The 12750-nt window shown below is 66.0% G+C and carries 17 protein-coding genes and 1 pseudogene; 9 read left to right on the forward strand and 9 right to left on the reverse strand.

Translation table 11 applies throughout. The annotated features are described in order from the left end of the window. Positions 1-251: 251 nt before the first annotated feature. The 3 genes from A3CU_RS0108485 to A3CU_RS0108495 form a co-directional block, all read right to left on the reverse strand. Complete coding sequence (locus A3CU_RS0108485; protein WP_211246370.1) at positions 252-1358, reverse strand: sensor histidine kinase; 1107 nt, start codon at positions 1356-1358, stop codon at positions 252-254. Then, a complete protein-coding gene (locus tag A3CU_RS0108490; protein ID WP_027941928.1) occupies positions 1355-2005 on the reverse strand; it encodes a response regulator in 651 nt (216 codons plus the stop codon). Before A3CU_RS0108490 ends, A3CU_RS0108485 begins: the two co-directional genes overlap by 4 nt. Before the next feature lie 316 nt (positions 2006-2321). Then, positions 2322-3212, reverse strand: a complete 891-nt coding sequence (locus A3CU_RS0108495; RefSeq protein ID WP_027941929.1) for a YwqG family protein — start codon at positions 3210-3212, stop codon at positions 2322-2324. A 559-nt stretch (positions 3213-3771) separates the two neighbouring features. Here A3CU_RS0108495 and A3CU_RS0108505 point away from each other — a divergent pair. After that, positions 3772-5343: an FAD-binding oxidoreductase gene (locus A3CU_RS0108505; protein ID WP_211246371.1), complete on the forward strand. Its 1572-nt coding sequence runs from the start codon at positions 3772-3774 to the stop codon at positions 5341-5343. 42 nt (positions 5344-5385) lie between these two features. Here the strand turns inward: A3CU_RS0108505 and A3CU_RS0108510 are convergent, their stop codons facing one another. Further along, positions 5386-6327, reverse strand: a complete 942-nt coding sequence (locus A3CU_RS0108510; RefSeq protein WP_084143160.1) for an alpha/beta fold hydrolase — start codon at positions 6325-6327, stop codon at positions 5386-5388. 193 nt (positions 6328-6520) lie between these two features. Here A3CU_RS0108510 and A3CU_RS43960 point away from each other — a divergent pair. Both A3CU_RS43960 and A3CU_RS0108525 read left to right on the forward strand, forming a co-directional pair. Continuing rightward, positions 6521-6890, forward strand: a pseudogene (locus A3CU_RS43960) (N-acetyltransferase family protein); the annotation flags it as partial. A gap of 762 nt (positions 6891-7652) precedes the next feature. Beyond that, positions 7653-7949, forward strand: a complete 297-nt coding sequence (locus tag A3CU_RS0108525) for a GYD domain-containing protein (protein WP_027941933.1) — start codon at positions 7653-7655, stop codon at positions 7947-7949. Between the two features lie 405 nt (positions 7950-8354). On the opposite strand, the gene ykgO is transcribed toward A3CU_RS0108525, so the two are convergent. Genes ykgO through rpmB form a run of 5 tightly spaced genes read right to left on the reverse strand, consistent with a single transcriptional unit; the run spans position 8355 to position 9462 of the window. Further along, a complete protein-coding gene (gene ykgO / locus A3CU_RS0108530) occupies positions 8355-8477 on the reverse strand; it encodes a type B 50S ribosomal protein L36 (RefSeq protein ID WP_027941934.1) in 123 nt (40 codons plus the stop codon). A gap of 22 nt (positions 8478-8499) precedes the next feature. Continuing rightward, the gene (gene rpsR, locus A3CU_RS0108535; RefSeq protein WP_027941935.1) at positions 8500-8745 is read right to left on the reverse strand and encodes a 30S ribosomal protein S18; all 246 of its coding nucleotides are present in this window, start codon (positions 8743-8745) and stop codon (positions 8500-8502) included. Between the two features lie 9 nt (positions 8746-8754). Then, positions 8755-9060, reverse strand: coding sequence for a 30S ribosomal protein S14 (gene rpsN / locus A3CU_RS0108540; protein WP_027941936.1), 306 nt, complete (start codon positions 9058-9060; stop codon positions 8755-8757). Continuing rightward, positions 9060-9224 carry a 50S ribosomal protein L33 gene (rpmG, locus tag A3CU_RS0108545; RefSeq protein WP_027941937.1) on the reverse strand — a complete coding sequence of 55 codons (165 nt, stop codon included), beginning with the start codon at positions 9222-9224 and terminating at the stop codon, positions 9060-9062. Before rpmG ends, rpsN begins: the two co-directional genes overlap by 1 nt. A gap of 1 nt (position 9225) precedes the next feature. After that, positions 9226-9462 (reverse strand): 50S ribosomal protein L28, encoded by a 237-nt coding sequence (gene rpmB, locus A3CU_RS0108550; protein WP_027941938.1) that lies wholly within the window; start codon positions 9460-9462, stop codon positions 9226-9228. A 50-nt stretch (positions 9463-9512) separates the two neighbouring features. Between rpmB and mrf the strand changes: the two genes are divergently transcribed. The 6 genes from mrf to A3CU_RS0108580 all read left to right on the forward strand — a co-directional run bounded on the left by mrf (position 9513) and on the right by A3CU_RS0108580 (position 12729). Beyond that, the gene (mrf, locus tag A3CU_RS0108555) at positions 9513-10760 is read left to right on the forward strand and encodes a ribosome hibernation factor-recruiting GTPase MRF (RefSeq protein ID WP_027941939.1); all 1248 of its coding nucleotides are present in this window, start codon (positions 9513-9515) and stop codon (positions 10758-10760) included. Continuing rightward, complete coding sequence (locus tag A3CU_RS0108560; RefSeq protein ID WP_027941940.1) at positions 10757-11014, forward strand: type B 50S ribosomal protein L31; 258 nt, start codon at positions 10757-10759, stop codon at positions 11012-11014. The genes mrf and A3CU_RS0108560 overlap by 4 nt, the downstream gene beginning before the upstream one ends. Continuing rightward, positions 11014-11172, forward strand: a complete 159-nt coding sequence (rpmF, locus tag A3CU_RS0108565) for a 50S ribosomal protein L32 (protein ID WP_027941941.1) — start codon at positions 11014-11016, stop codon at positions 11170-11172. The genes A3CU_RS0108560 and rpmF overlap by 1 nt, the downstream gene beginning before the upstream one ends. A 61-nt stretch (positions 11173-11233) precedes the next feature. Then, positions 11234-11965 (forward strand): class I SAM-dependent methyltransferase, encoded by a 732-nt coding sequence (locus tag A3CU_RS43965; RefSeq protein ID WP_043840805.1) that lies wholly within the window; start codon positions 11234-11236, stop codon positions 11963-11965. A 24-nt stretch (positions 11966-11989) separates the two neighbouring features. Beyond that, positions 11990-12130, forward strand: a complete 141-nt coding sequence (locus A3CU_RS52265) for a hypothetical protein (RefSeq protein ID WP_156960288.1) — start codon at positions 11990-11992, stop codon at positions 12128-12130. Positions 12131-12450: 320 nt separating this feature from the next. Then, positions 12451-12729, forward strand: coding sequence for a DUF1490 family protein (locus A3CU_RS0108580; protein WP_043840806.1), 279 nt, complete (start codon positions 12451-12453; stop codon positions 12727-12729). Positions 12730-12750: the final 21 nt, after the last annotated feature.

Here is a 12750-nt window from a genome sequence, read left to right on the forward strand (position 1 = left end):
GACAGCGCGACATTGGGGGATCCCTTGTGCGCCAGTCGTTCCAATTGGATCTTAAAGCCTGTCTTTGATCGTTGGGTGGCTGTGGCGCGCTGTTGCGCAGCGGCCTTCACACAGCAGGACCCGCTCACGGATCGCGGCGAAGAGCCGCCAGAACTCCAGCGGGCCAGAACGTGCCGTTGACAATGTATGCGTGCGTTGGCGGCCAGATTTTCCAAGGAAAGTTACCCACGATGCTGCAGTGATGCACGAGGTCATTTCGTGATCGGCAGGTGCAGGCTGATGCGGAAGCCGCCGTCACCGGTGCGTTCGGTGGTGAGTGTGCCGTGCAGGAGCTCGGCTCGTTCGCGGAGCCCGATCAGGCCGTGCCCAGCGCTGGGCAGGGAGAGGGCCTGCCGGGTTGGGGGTCCGTTGGTCACCGTCACGCCCACGACACTCCTGTCGTGCCAGAGTTCCACGTCAACTGGTGCCCCCGGCGCGTGCTTGCGCGCATTCGTGAGGCCTTCCTGGACTGTTCGGTAGATGGCACGCTGGGTCGCGGCGTCAAGGTCTTCGCGGAGTTGTCCATGCAAGGTCGCGTCGAGGCCGCTGTCGGTGACCAGGGCGTGGAGGTTGGTGAGAGTGGGCTGCGGGGCGAGGGGGGTGGCTCGACTGGCGGAAGCCTGCAGGATGTTGATCATGTGTCTGAGCTCGTTGAGAGTTTTCACGGCGAGCTCTCGTATCGTGCCCGCGGCGGCCGCGTCCGTCGGCTTCGCGCTGACCTGCAGCGCGGCGGCCTGGACCGCGATCAGGCTGACCTGGTGGGAGACCACGTCGTGCATCTCGCGGGCGAGTTGGGCGCGTTCGGTGGCGAGCACGGTCTGTGCGGCGAGTCTCTCGCTGCGTTCACGGGCTTCGACGACGTCTCGCAGCCTGGCCGTGAGATCGGCACGAGCTTGGACGAGCTGGCCGAGAAAGGCCGGGGCCGCTCCCAGGAGGGTCGAGTAGATCACCGTGATGAGCAAATCGCGGCTGCCGTGGCCGTGAAAGTCCAGCGGTGACGGGATGCCGTCTGCGACGGCGACCGTTACCGCGCATAGGACCACCACGCGCCGGTCCCGTGCGTGGCGGGCGACCGTGTATAACGCGATCAGTGCCGGCGTAGCTATGGATGTCATGATGAGCGCAGGCACGGTGAACAGAAAGGCGAGGTAGCGATGGTGACGCCGCATGAGCAGGGCCAGCAAGGCGACACCACCGCTGACAGTCTTCGCCACCGGCCACTGGGGAATCACGTGTAGCACCACGTCGGCCGTGGCCACGGCGATCAGACCGGCATCGACCGCTGCCGGGTGCCAAGCTGTCGGGAGTATCAGTCTCACGGACCGCTCACCTCGTCGGTCAGGCCCGCGGCCTGCGCCAGCAGGGCTGCCTGCACCCGACTCTCCACAGCCAGCTTGCCCAGGATGGCGACGACCTGCTCGGCGACGGCACTGGTGCTCCGCGTGAGTCTCGCGGCGATGTCGTCATTGGACGCTCCCGCCGCGACGAGCCTGAGCACGTCTCGTTCCTCTTCGGACAGGCGATCGATCTTGGCGGCGGCTTCGGTACGGGGTTCGCCGGCGCCGTCGAGTACCAGCCGGGCAGCCGAAGGGGCCAGCACGACCGCCCCCGCGGCCAGTGCCCGCACCGCGCGCGCGAGCTGTGCCGGATCGGTGTCCTTGAGCAGGAATCCGGCCGCTCCGTTCTGCAGCGCCGCCGTGATGTAATCATCCATGTCGAAGGTGGTGAGCATCCCCACGGCCGTAGGCTCCTGCATCGCGCGGATCTCGTTCAAGATGGTGAGCCCGTCCACGTCCGGCATACGGATGTCCAGCAGCACCACGTCCGGACGGTGCAGGCTTATTTCCCACATCGCATCGCCGCCGTTGGCCGTGGCCACGACGTCGATATCGCGGGCGGCTTTCAAAATCATTTCGATGCCGGACCGGACGAGCGCCTCGTCGTCCACCACCACGACTCGGATCACGGGGTCCTCCCCGTCCTACGCGGAGCATAACGACTTTACCACTCATTATGCGAGGGCCGATCCGAATGTGGGGGTTGAAGGCGTGGCACAGAATAGCGGAAACGAAACAGAAGGTGATTGGATCGGCTGATCTATACAGCGCACTGGAGCCGGCCGAGGTGGACGGAGATCCGGCGACAGCTTGGCAAGGTTCACCGGTCGCGGTGCGAGCAACGCCGGACAGCCCGCCCGGCCCATCAGCGGAGTAGTTCCTTGGGCCGTGATGTTCTGGCTGGTGGCTACGGCGCCGTTGCGGGTAGTCGGGCGGGCGGTCCGGTCAGGAACAGTCGAACCAGTGACTGATCGGGCGACCGGGGCACGATGGGCATTCGAAGATGTACACGCCGCCCACGTCTCCCAACATCAGGCCGGCCGCATCCGCCGCCGCCTTGCCCTCCTCGCTGTACCACGGCGGCTGTGTGTAGTCGGCCGCCCGGTCCTCGATTGGCAGCCAGGTGCGCCAGGATTCTCCGTCGTATTCCCGGCTGGCCACGGTGAGGAGGTGCTGCATGCGCCGGCCGCAAGAGTCACAGTCGGGCCAGGCCGGGTCCTGGGTCCAGCCTGGATAGCCACCCAGTTTGATCCCGGGGGCGTCGGCGAGATGGTAGTGATAGAGCCAACCCGTGTCGGTCTGAAGCTGTGCGAACCGGTCCTTGAGCGCGGCGTGAAGGTCGTCTGGGAAATCCCGGCTGGGGTATTCGGTCACGTGCTCGGGATGAACCACACACGGGTTGGGTACGTAGTCCTCTGGTGCTCCGGCAGGTGCGGCGGGAGTAGCCGCCACTTGGCCGACTGCGCGGGCATCTCGCCAATGGACCTGTGGTAGGGGATAGCAGTATTCGCCGTGTTCGAACGGGCACCACAGTACCTGCAGCAGATCGTGTCCTTGCGGGAACGACATGCTGGGAGCATCGCGTTGGTAGACCTGCGCGATCGGCACGACCGGCACCACCGCGTCATGCTGCCGTCCGTCCAGGTCGAAGTGTTCTTCTGCGCACACCGGCCAGGGCTCGTCTGCCGGCCACAGCAGTGGACCTCCGACCGAGCTGTCGCGGCAGGTCGGGTCGCCCGAACGGGGGTGAAGTCGTATCGCGTCTTTGCGCAGCGGTACCAGTTCGGGAAACAGCTCCTCGACGTCCACTGGTCGCGGCGGGGTGTGACGGACCATTCGCATCTCCTACAGGTCTGCGCAACAAACGCCGAGACCCTACAACCCAGATACGACATCCGACCGACGTCGGCGCCCCCGGGCCTGAGGCGTATGGACCAAAGCCTCGGTCGAGCCGCAGTTGCACTTGCGAGCATTGCACCAGGTAGCGACGGTCGACGTGCCACACCGTGACTGAGTTTCCGCTGCTTTGATTCGGTCTTCGGTCCGTCTGCCGGCAGTTCGGTGTTCTTACGCCGGCACCATCACTTATCTCATCGGGCAGGGCAAGGCGTTGGTCTCTATGGTTGAGGTCGTGGCCACGACAGGTGACCACGATCGCGCGAAACCATCGCCGGCACCATCACTGACCCCAACTGGCAGACCCAGGTGTTGGCCTCCCCGGCGAAGGCCGTGGGTATGCCAGGTGAGTACGACCGTGCCCGGATCATCGCCGAGACCATCACTGACCCAGACCGGCGGAGTCGGGCGTTGACCGGTGTGGACTGCCGCTGGTCGCGCACGCTGTGGCTGATCCGGCGCAGCCGGCCTTTGTGAGGTCGACCCACTCGGCCTGGCCTTGCGCGGCGCGCTGCCCGTCACCGAGGTCGATCGCCTCGGCCCGAAGGCTGATGGCCAGTTGATCGAGAGGATACGGAATATGCACGACCTTTCTCGTCGTCACTTGCTCAAGGCGACGGCGGCCGCCGGCGTCGGCGCGGTCGCATTCCCGGGTATTGCGGCCGGCGTTCCGGGTTCGTCCTCCGGCTCAAGCGAGTCCGGAAGCGTGAAAAGCCGGTCGGCGGAGCTGACCGGCCGTATCGTCCGTCCCGAGGACCCCGGCTACGCGAAGGCGAGTCTCGGCTGGGACGAACTTTTCGTTCACTATCCGCTGGTCATCGTCTTTGCCCAGGAGGCCCAGGACGTGGTCAACGCCCTCACGTGGGCGCGGCAGAACGACGTCGCGCTCCGGGTGCGGAGCGGCCGCCACAGCCTGGAGGGCTGGTCAAACGTAGACAACGGCATCGTGATCGACGTCAGCGAGCTGAAGTCGGTCCAGATCGACACTGCCTCTCGCACCGCGACCGTCGGCGCCGGGCTCAACCAGTTGGAGGCGGTGACCGCGCTCGGGAAGAAGGGCCTTGCGGCGCCGACCGGAACGGAGGGCAGCGTAGGCCTGTCCGGTGCGACGCTCGGCGGCGGCTTCGGTCTCCTCACCCGCTACCTCGGCATGGCTTGCGACCACCTGACGGCGGCTGAGATTGTCGTCGCGTCGGGTGCCGACGGCGCGGGCGCGATCAAGGTGGACTTGCAGGACAACTTGGATCTGCTCTGGGCGCTCCGCGGGGCGGGAAACGGCAACTTCGGGATCGTCACCTCACTCACCTATAAGGTGACTCCGCTAACGAGCGTCGCCTATGTGCAAGCGACCTGGAAAGGTCTTAATGACCTGTATGGGGTCTTCGACGCATGGCAGCGTACGGCACCGTTCGCCGACAACCGCCTCACCAGCCAGCTCGAAATCCACAAACCTCAGATCATGCTGTTTGCGGTTCTCGCGAATGGGTCGGAGGCGGAGGCGAAGGAGTTGCTAGCCCCGACCCTGTCGGTTGGCAGGCCCGATGTCTCGGTGCAGGTCGGAAGCTGGCGCGACATATACGCGGGATTCCAGATTCCGAGCACGAACGAACCCGCGAACTGGAAGTTCAACTCGCAGTTCATCACCGAGCCGTTCCCGGACAAGGCGATCAGTCTGATCGGCTCGTTCGTGCAAGACGCCCCCTCGGACGACAGCAACTACTTCACCAACGCCTTCGGCGGGGCGGTCAAAACGAGCGAGCCCACCGGCGGCACGGCCTTCCCGCATCGTGACGCGCTTTTCTATGCCGAACCCGGCGCCGGCTGGGGGACTCGCGGAAATGAAGAAAGCGGCGAGCCGACCACCCCGAAGGCCCAGGCCTGGATCGCCGAGTTCAGCCAGGCGCTGCGGCCCTACGTGAACGGCGCCTACGTCAACGTGCCGAACGTCGGAATGCAGGATTGGGAAACCGCCTATTGGGGATACAACTTCGACCGGCTGCGCAAGATCAAGGCGAAGTACGACCCCCACAACGTCTTCCAGTACGAGCAGAGCATCCCGCCCTGGTGCTGACCTCCCTGGCGGGTGGCCAGGCGGGACTGATGGCCGCTTCGCTCACGCGCGTGCGAGAATTTCGATCAGTCGGCGTGCGAATTCGGCGGGTTGGGACAGATAGCCGAGGTGACCGCCGGGGACCGTGACCGGGGCCAGACCAAGCCTGCGTGCCAGCTGCACGGTGGACTCGTGGGCCGGTAAACCACCCGACTCGCTGCCCACGGCCAGCACAAGCCGACCGGCGGATCGAGCCAGAGCGTCGAGGTCCAGGGGAAACGCCGGATACTGGCGCAACTCGCGCTCGAACCAGTACGTCTGGTTAACCAGAATGGGTGTGCCATTGGGTGGCGCTGGCGGACGGCTCGCCCGGTCCGACGGGGTCAGGTCCCGCTCGTCGAACAGCTGCTGTGCCGGCGCGGTGCCCGCTCGCCGGTACAGATCGTACAGGCTGGAATAGAAGTCCAACCAGGCGCGGCCGTCGGGCAACAGTGTCACCGCAGGCGGCTCGTACGGGACGAACGTACACACCCGCGACGGATCCAGAGTGAGCATTTCCAACGCGACCATCGCGCCGTCGCTGCTACCGAAGACGAACGATGGCTCGCTGCTCAAATACTCGATCAAGCGTCGGGCATCGTCGGCGTCGGTGGCAAGGTGATGGGCGTAGTCCTGGGCGCCACGAAGCTGGCTGCGTGAGAACCCACGGCGATCGTAGAGGACGACGGTGTAGCGCGCCGCCAGGTAACGGGTCACCTCTATGAAGCCGTCACCCGTGCCCCCGGCCCCAGGAATCATCAGCAGCAACGGACCCCGGCCGTGCGTCTCGTAGTACAGCGCCGCTCCAGGCACCTCAAGCACATTTCCCCGTGCGCCATCCGAGCTCGCCGACGCAGTGCCCGCACCAAGCAGCCCGGCGCCCACAGCCGTTCCACCGGCGAGAGCGACCGTGGCGGTGCCCGCGGCCGTCGCCTTGAGCACGTCACGACGAGAATGGTCCTGCATGGCCCGTTTCCTCTCGATCGGGTTACGCGAATTAATCGACTAAGCAAACTCTTACCCACCAGCCGACGCGGAATCCATTGTGGAGGACGGGCGGTATGAGCACCAGACCCTCGATGGTGGAGTGACCATCCGGTACACCAGTTAGTGGGTGGTCTTCCCGGCCTCGGCGGCACCGTTTCCGAACGGTACGAGGCTCGGCGCGAAATGGCTGTCCGGCCGCCACTGGGTCGCCGAGATCGATGGCGAGGTCGTCGGCTGGACCGTCGCCAGCCAAGTGTCCATGCGCGACTGCTAAGTCGGCGTCGCCGGGATCTGCGTGTACGTCGCCGACGGCTACCTCGGGGCGCGGCGTCGGAAAAGCCTTGCTGCACAAGCAAGTCACCGCCGCTGATGCGGCCGGAACCTGGACCCTGCACACCGCGATCTTCACCGAGAACCGCGCCGGCATCGCCCTGCACCATGCCGCTGGCTACCGCATCGTCGGTATCCGTGAACGCACCGCCCAACTCAACGGCGTCTGGCATGACACTATCCTCATCGAACGCCGCTCACTCGTTAACTGATCGCGCCGGCCGCTCCTTGTGAGAGGACATTTCGCGGATCGGCACGCGGTCTGCCAACTGACAGAGCGGCCCCATCTTAGTTCTCCTTAGTTATCCTCGCAGTGCGAAGGTTGACCACGCATCTCAGCGGGTTTCGACGTCCGCGGCAAACCCATCGCAACGGATGAGACAATCTCCGCACACCGAAGTGCGGTCACTTCCAGACCCTCAGCGTAGGTCGGAAGGATTTTGGTCCTGTATGAAATTGCCCCCGACGAATGCCGGTCGAATACCGGCTGTTGGATGTCGGCGTTCGGTGGGTAGCCTTGGTTTTCGTCTGGCCGGCTCCTGTTCTCGTCGTGCCGTGTGGTTTCCGGCGACGTGTGTGCTGTCCATGGTGGATGAAGAAGGCCTGGCTTCGTTGTCGTGATGAACCTTTGCCAGTGACGCCGCGCCCAGCGGTGTGCTTGTCGTGGAGAGCACGCGGAAGTCCATCGTCGTCACGCCGCCGTTGCAGACCGGTCCACCAGGCACGTAGCCAGCTCGTCCTGCAGGGACTAGGACTGCGGCGGGCATACGACGACAGGCGTCGCCCTCCGCCCGTGTCGCCAACTGCGGCCACTGGCCAGTGGTGAGGCGTCCAGCGATTGGGAGGACGTTGCGTGCTGTCATCGCTGAATGCGTTGCGTGTCTTGTGGACTGCTCATTTGACGCCAGATGCGGCCCTCCAGGTGGGCAATTAGGCTATTTAGCACCTACCTATCCTCAGGGAGGTGAGCACGCATGCCGACCTACATCACGCTATTGAGCTGGACTGACCAGGGGATCCGCGCCCACAAGGGAACCGCGGAGCGTGTTGACGCCTTCGCCGCTGCGCTACAGAAGCTCGGGGCGAAGCTTGTGAACATTTACTGGACTATCGGTCCGTACGACCTCGTGGGCGTCGTCGAGGCACCCGACGACGAAACCGCCACCGCTGCCCTCCTGCAACTCGGCGGGCTGGGCAACGTCCGTAGCACGACCCTGCGGGCCTTCGGCCGAGACGAGATCGAACGCATCATTGCGAAGACCTCCGCGTGAGAACAAGCGTCCCTGACTCACCACTATGACGCCGCGTTCGGTCGCTTCAGCACAACGGCCCGCGGCATGGGTGACAATCAGTTCACCATGGGGCCGATCAGCGCGGCCGCCCGCCGCTGGGAATCCAAACACCTACGCCTGCGACTGGGAGTCATGTTCGACCATGATCGCCCGGCGCTGCGGTATACGCAGGTCACTCCCTTCGGCACGCCACCGACGGATCGGCACCAGCAACGCCAACGAGCCTGGGGATGGTGTTGTGACGCGGTGATCGGGTACCGGCCTTCCGCCGGGCGAAGGCACCCCGCACAGTGCTGTCGTCGAGCTTCGCCATCCCGCCCGAGCCCGCGGCGATGTCCTTTGTCGCCGCGGGCGCGGGCGGTGAAATGCGTGGGCTGTCGGGCCTCAGCCCTGGCGCGCTTTCCAGCGCGGGTCACGCTTGTTGATCACGTAGACCTTGCCGTGCCGGCGAACCACCTGGGACCCGGGCTTTTGTTTGAGTGAGCGCAACGACTTGCGGACCTTCATTTTGTGCCTCTCTGATCGTGTTTCAGCTCGCGCGTTTGGGTGTGGGGTAGGGCAGCAGCGCCATTTCCCGGGCGTTCTTGATGGCTACGGCGATGTGTCGCTGTTCTTGCGGGGTGAGTCCGGTGACCCGGCGGGCGCGGATCTTGCCGCGGTCGGAGATGAACGTCCGAAGCAACTCGACGTCTGTCCAGTCGATCTCGGTGACCTGCCGTGCCCGCAACGGGTTGCGCTTGCGTCGGGTCGGGCGGGCTCGGTCCTTCTTCGCCACCTTCGCTCCTTACCAGCTCGATTTGGACACGCCAGGCAGTTCCCCGCGGTGGGCCATTTCCCGCAACCGGATGCGGGACAAGCCGAAAGCGCGGAAGTAACCACGCGGGCGGCCGTCGACGGTATCCCGGTTACGCAGCCGAGTGGGGCTGGCATCACGCGGCATGGCCTGTAGTGCCGACACCGCGGCCGCCTTCTGCTCAGGGGTGGATGCCGGTGAACGGATCACGGCCTTCACCTCGGCCCGCCGCCGGGCATAGCGCGCGACGACGGCGCGGCGCTGCTGGTCGCGGGCGATCTTCGATTTTTTCGCCATCAGCGTTCCTCCCGGAACTCGACGTGCCGGCGCGCCACCGGGTCGTACTTGCGCAGCACCAGCCGATCGGCATCGTTGCGGCGGTTCTTACGCGTCACGTACGTGTAACCGGTCCCGGCGGTGGAACGCAGCTTGATGATCGGGCGAAGGTCGTTACGCGCCATCTCAGAGCTTCACCCCCTTCGCCCGCAGCTCGGCGACCACGGCGTCGATTCCGCGCTTGTCGATGGTCTTCATGCCCTTGACCGAGACCCGCAGCCGCACCCACCGGCCCTGGCTGGGCACCCAGTACCTACGGGTCTGCAGGTTCGGATCCCACCTGCGCGAGGTGCGCTTGTGCGAGTACGAGACCTGCTTGCCGAACCCCGGCCGCCGGCCGGTCACCTGGCATACCGCGGACATCTACCCTCCCGAGTGTTAATGATAATGATAATCATTTACACTAGCTTACCGTGACAACTGAACTCCGTGTGCCTCTACTGCTGATCAGCGGTCTCGCCGGGGAGGCGGGCCGGTATCTCGCGGACAAGCTCCGGGAGACCGGCACCGCCGTTGTGGACTATGACCTGCGGCGGGTGACCGAGGGCGTGGTGCGCCGTCGGCTGCGGCAGGGCCCGCTCGATGCGCTGACCACGCTCGAACTCGCCCACGGCTGCGTGTCCTGCACCGTCCGGGAGGACCTGTTGCCCCTGCTGCGGAACCTCGCCCGGCAGCCGGCGGTCCGCCGCATTGTGGTGCGCTTGGACGAGGTGATGGATCCGGAACGGGTGTGCTGGGAGTTGCGGCATGTTCTCGTCGGTGACCGCGCGGTCACTGACGATGTGGAGATCGAAGCCGTGGTCACTGTGCTCGACGCGGCGACGTGGCTTGCCGACGCCCTCGGCGACGACACCCTGGCCGATCGCGACCTGCGCGGTGCTCCCGACGACGAGCGCACCGTCGCGCAGCTCACATTGTCCCAAGTGGAATTCGCCGATGTGCTCGTACTCGCCGGCAGCGCCCCCGATGCCTGGACCGCCGCGAAGACCGGGGCCGTGCTGGCACGCGTCGCCCCATCGGCCCCCATCCTCGATCTGTCTCATGTGGACTCGAAGGCACTGCGGGTGGCGGTGCCGCCGGACGCGCGCCGGGGCGAGCCGGCCGATCCGCACGGGACGCTGCTGCACGGCCAGCCACCCCTGGACCCCGACTGCGGGATCACGGTGCTGACCTTCGCCGCGCAGCGGCCGTTTCATCCCGAACGACTGCACGACGCCATCGACGTGCTGCTCGATGGTGTCATGCGTACGCGGGGCCGCGTGTGGGTGGCCAGCCAGCCGGATGTCGCGTTGTGGATAGAGTCGGCCGGCGGCGGTTTGGGCATCGGGCACGCCGGGCCCTGGCTGGACTCGCCCGATGGGCCCGCGTGGGAGGACGTCTCCGCCGAACGCCGCACCCTCGCGTCGCTGCGCTGGCACCCCGTCTGGGGCGACCGGGCGCAGGAACTCGTGATCGTCACCCACCAGGCCGAGACGGCGGAGATCGAACAAGCCCTGCAGGGCGCGCTGCTGACTGACGCGGAGCTCGCCGACGGACACCAGAAGTGGGCGCTCTACCCGGACCCCTTCGGCGAATGGCACGAAGAACCCTGCGACGACGATGTGACCGCGCCCGCCCGCCACGACGTCAACACCGGAACCGGAAAGGACGACACACCATGAAACCAGGCATCCACCCCGACTATCACCCAGTGGTGTTCCAGGACTCCTCGGCCGCTGACGCTGTCCTCGCCTGCTCGACGATCACCTCGGCCAAGACCATCGAAAGGAGCGACGGCAGCACCTACCCCCTCGCGGCGATCGACGTCAGCGCGTGGTCCCACCCGTGCTGGACGGGAGCACACCGGATCGTGGACACCGCCGGGCCGGTCGAAAAGTTCCACCGCGGCTACGGGCAGCGGGGAGGCCGGAAGTAATGGCGGTACCGAAGCGGAAAACCTCGCGCAGCAACACCCGCACCCGCCGTTCCCAGTGGAAGGCGACCGCACCCGGCCTGGTGCCGATCATCGTCGACGGCGAACGCATGCTCGTGCCACGCCGCCTGGTGAAACACTTCCAGCGTTTCGGGCGGTAACGATGCGTCTTCTGCCGTTATGACGATGACAATCACTATCAATTGTGCGTGAGGTGGCGGCATGAGTAGTGCTGGTTTCTACGACCGGACTGGGGAGTATGTGGCGGTCCTCTTGCCGCCGGTGTGGCGTGAGCTGGGCCCGGCGTTGGTGCGGGCACTGGAGGGACTGGATGGCGCGATGGGACCGATCGTGGATGTCGGCGCCGGCACCGGGCTGGGCACCGTGACGCTCGCCGCCGCGTTCCCGGACGCCGAGATCCTGGCCGTCGAGCCCCATTCCGGCCTGCGCACGGCCTTGTTGGCACGGGTAGCCGGAGACGACGCACTCGCGTCCCGGGTGACGGTAGTGGGTGCTGATGTGTTGTCCGCGCGACTGCCGGACCGAATCGCGGCCCTGGTCGCGATGAACGTGATCGGACATCTGAGTCCGGACGAACGCCTGTCGCTGTGGGCGATGCTGGCGGAGAAGCTGGCACCACGTGGGCGTGCGGTGCTCAATCTGTATCCCCCGACTCGGCCCGAGCCGGTGCCGGCCGGTCCGGTAGTCCAGGCCCGGGTAGGGCGGCTGCGCTACACCGGGACCGCATCGGCCGAACCCGCCGGGGAGGATGCCGTGACCTGGCGTATGTCCTACCGCATGTTCGAGGGTGAGGAGAAGATCACGGAGTTGACCGCGTCTGATCACTGGTATGTCTTCACCCCGGAGCAACTGGCAGACGAGCTCGCCGGGTGCGGGTTGCGGGTAACGCCTGCCGAGGGTGAGCACGGCCTGCAGGTCATCACACGCCGCTAGTTCCGGGTACGGGCAGGAGAAGCCATGACAGAGGCGAGTATCGCGGACGTGTTCAACGCCGCGGTGTCACGGGTTCGCGAGCGATATTGGAACGCGCTGGACACCGAGGGCACCACGACCTTTCCTGCCGCTGTCCTGATTGGACAGGACCGCCGACCACACTGAGCCGTCGCGGGCGCCTGGAGAGGCTTTCAAGTGCGCAGAAGGCCTGCTGGTGCAGGGCGTCGACGAGCCGGTCGTTGTGGACGAAGCGGGCCAGCACGGTCTTCTTCATGCCGGATTGGCGGGTGGTGGGGTTGGTGCCGGCGTAGTAGGGAAGCCAGGTAGCGAGCCTGTGGTGACGTGGGTCCGGCGTCATGACGTGGTTGGGCCCGTTGTTGATAAACGAGCCGTGGGTGCCGCATGACTTTGTCGACGCCGGTGTCACGGTGGCGTGATGCGCTGGCAGCTTCCGCGGTATGGCGTGCTGGCAAGGTGGAGGTCTGATGGTGAACGGCTTGGTCGCGAAGGCGGCGGGCGCGGTGGCGACCGGCTTCGTCGGTGCGGCCGCATACGACGGGGTGAAGCGGCTGGTCCGCTCGGCGGCGATTCGGAGCGCGACGGTGACGGTTACCTCCTGGGGTCTGCGTGGTGTGCGCGCGGCCGAGACGGGTGCGGAGAAGGTGCGTCTGGTCAGCGCGGACATTGTCAGTGAGGCGCGTGCCCGGATCGGTGAGGAGGCACCGGCTCCAGGCGCGACGAACGGTCACGGGCACAAACATTGAGTGCGTCGGCACGTGTTGCGG

Source organism: Amycolatopsis taiwanensis DSM 45107, from assembly GCF_000519205.1.
Lineage (GTDB): Bacteria > Actinomycetota > Actinomycetes > Mycobacteriales > Pseudonocardiaceae > Amycolatopsis_E > Amycolatopsis_E taiwanensis.

Excerpts from the sequence above, each read along its gene's own strand:
- rpmB (WP_027941938.1), bottom strand. The coding sequence starts at position 9,462 with ATGTCCGCGGTATGCCAGGTGACCGGCCGGCGGCCGGGGTTCGGCAAG.
- rpsN (WP_027941936.1), bottom strand. The coding sequence starts at position 9,060 with ATGGCGAAAAAATCGAAGATCGCCCGCGACCAGCAGCGCCGCGCCGTC.
- A3CU_RS0108525 (WP_027941933.1), top strand. The coding sequence starts at position 7,653 with ATGCCGACCTACATCACGCTATTGAGCTGGACTGACCAGGGGATCCGC.
- A3CU_RS52265 (WP_156960288.1), top strand. The coding sequence starts at position 11,990 with ATGACAGAGGCGAGTATCGCGGACGTGTTCAACGCCGCGGTGTCACGG.
- A3CU_RS0108495 (WP_027941929.1), bottom strand. The coding sequence starts at position 3,212 with ATGGTCCGTCACACCCCGCCGCGACCAGTGGACGTCGAGGAGCTGTTT.
- A3CU_RS0108560 (WP_027941940.1), top strand. The coding sequence starts at position 10,757 with ATGAAACCAGGCATCCACCCCGACTATCACCCAGTGGTGTTCCAGGAC.
- rpmF (WP_027941941.1), top strand. The coding sequence starts at position 11,014 with ATGGCGGTACCGAAGCGGAAAACCTCGCGCAGCAACACCCGCACCCGC.
- ykgO (WP_027941934.1), bottom strand. The coding sequence starts at position 8,477 with ATGAAGGTCCGCAAGTCGTTGCGCTCACTCAAACAAAAGCCCGGGTCC.
- A3CU_RS43965 (WP_043840805.1), top strand. The coding sequence starts at position 11,234 with ATGAGTAGTGCTGGTTTCTACGACCGGACTGGGGAGTATGTGGCGGTC.
- A3CU_RS0108510 (WP_084143160.1), bottom strand. The coding sequence starts at position 6,327 with ATGCAGGACCATTCTCGTCGTGACGTGCTCAAGGCGACGGCCGCGGGC.
- rpmG (WP_027941937.1), bottom strand. The coding sequence starts at position 9,224 with ATGGCGCGTAACGACCTTCGCCCGATCATCAAGCTGCGTTCCACCGCC.
- A3CU_RS0108580 (WP_043840806.1), top strand. The coding sequence starts at position 12,451 with ATGGTGAACGGCTTGGTCGCGAAGGCGGCGGGCGCGGTGGCGACCGGC.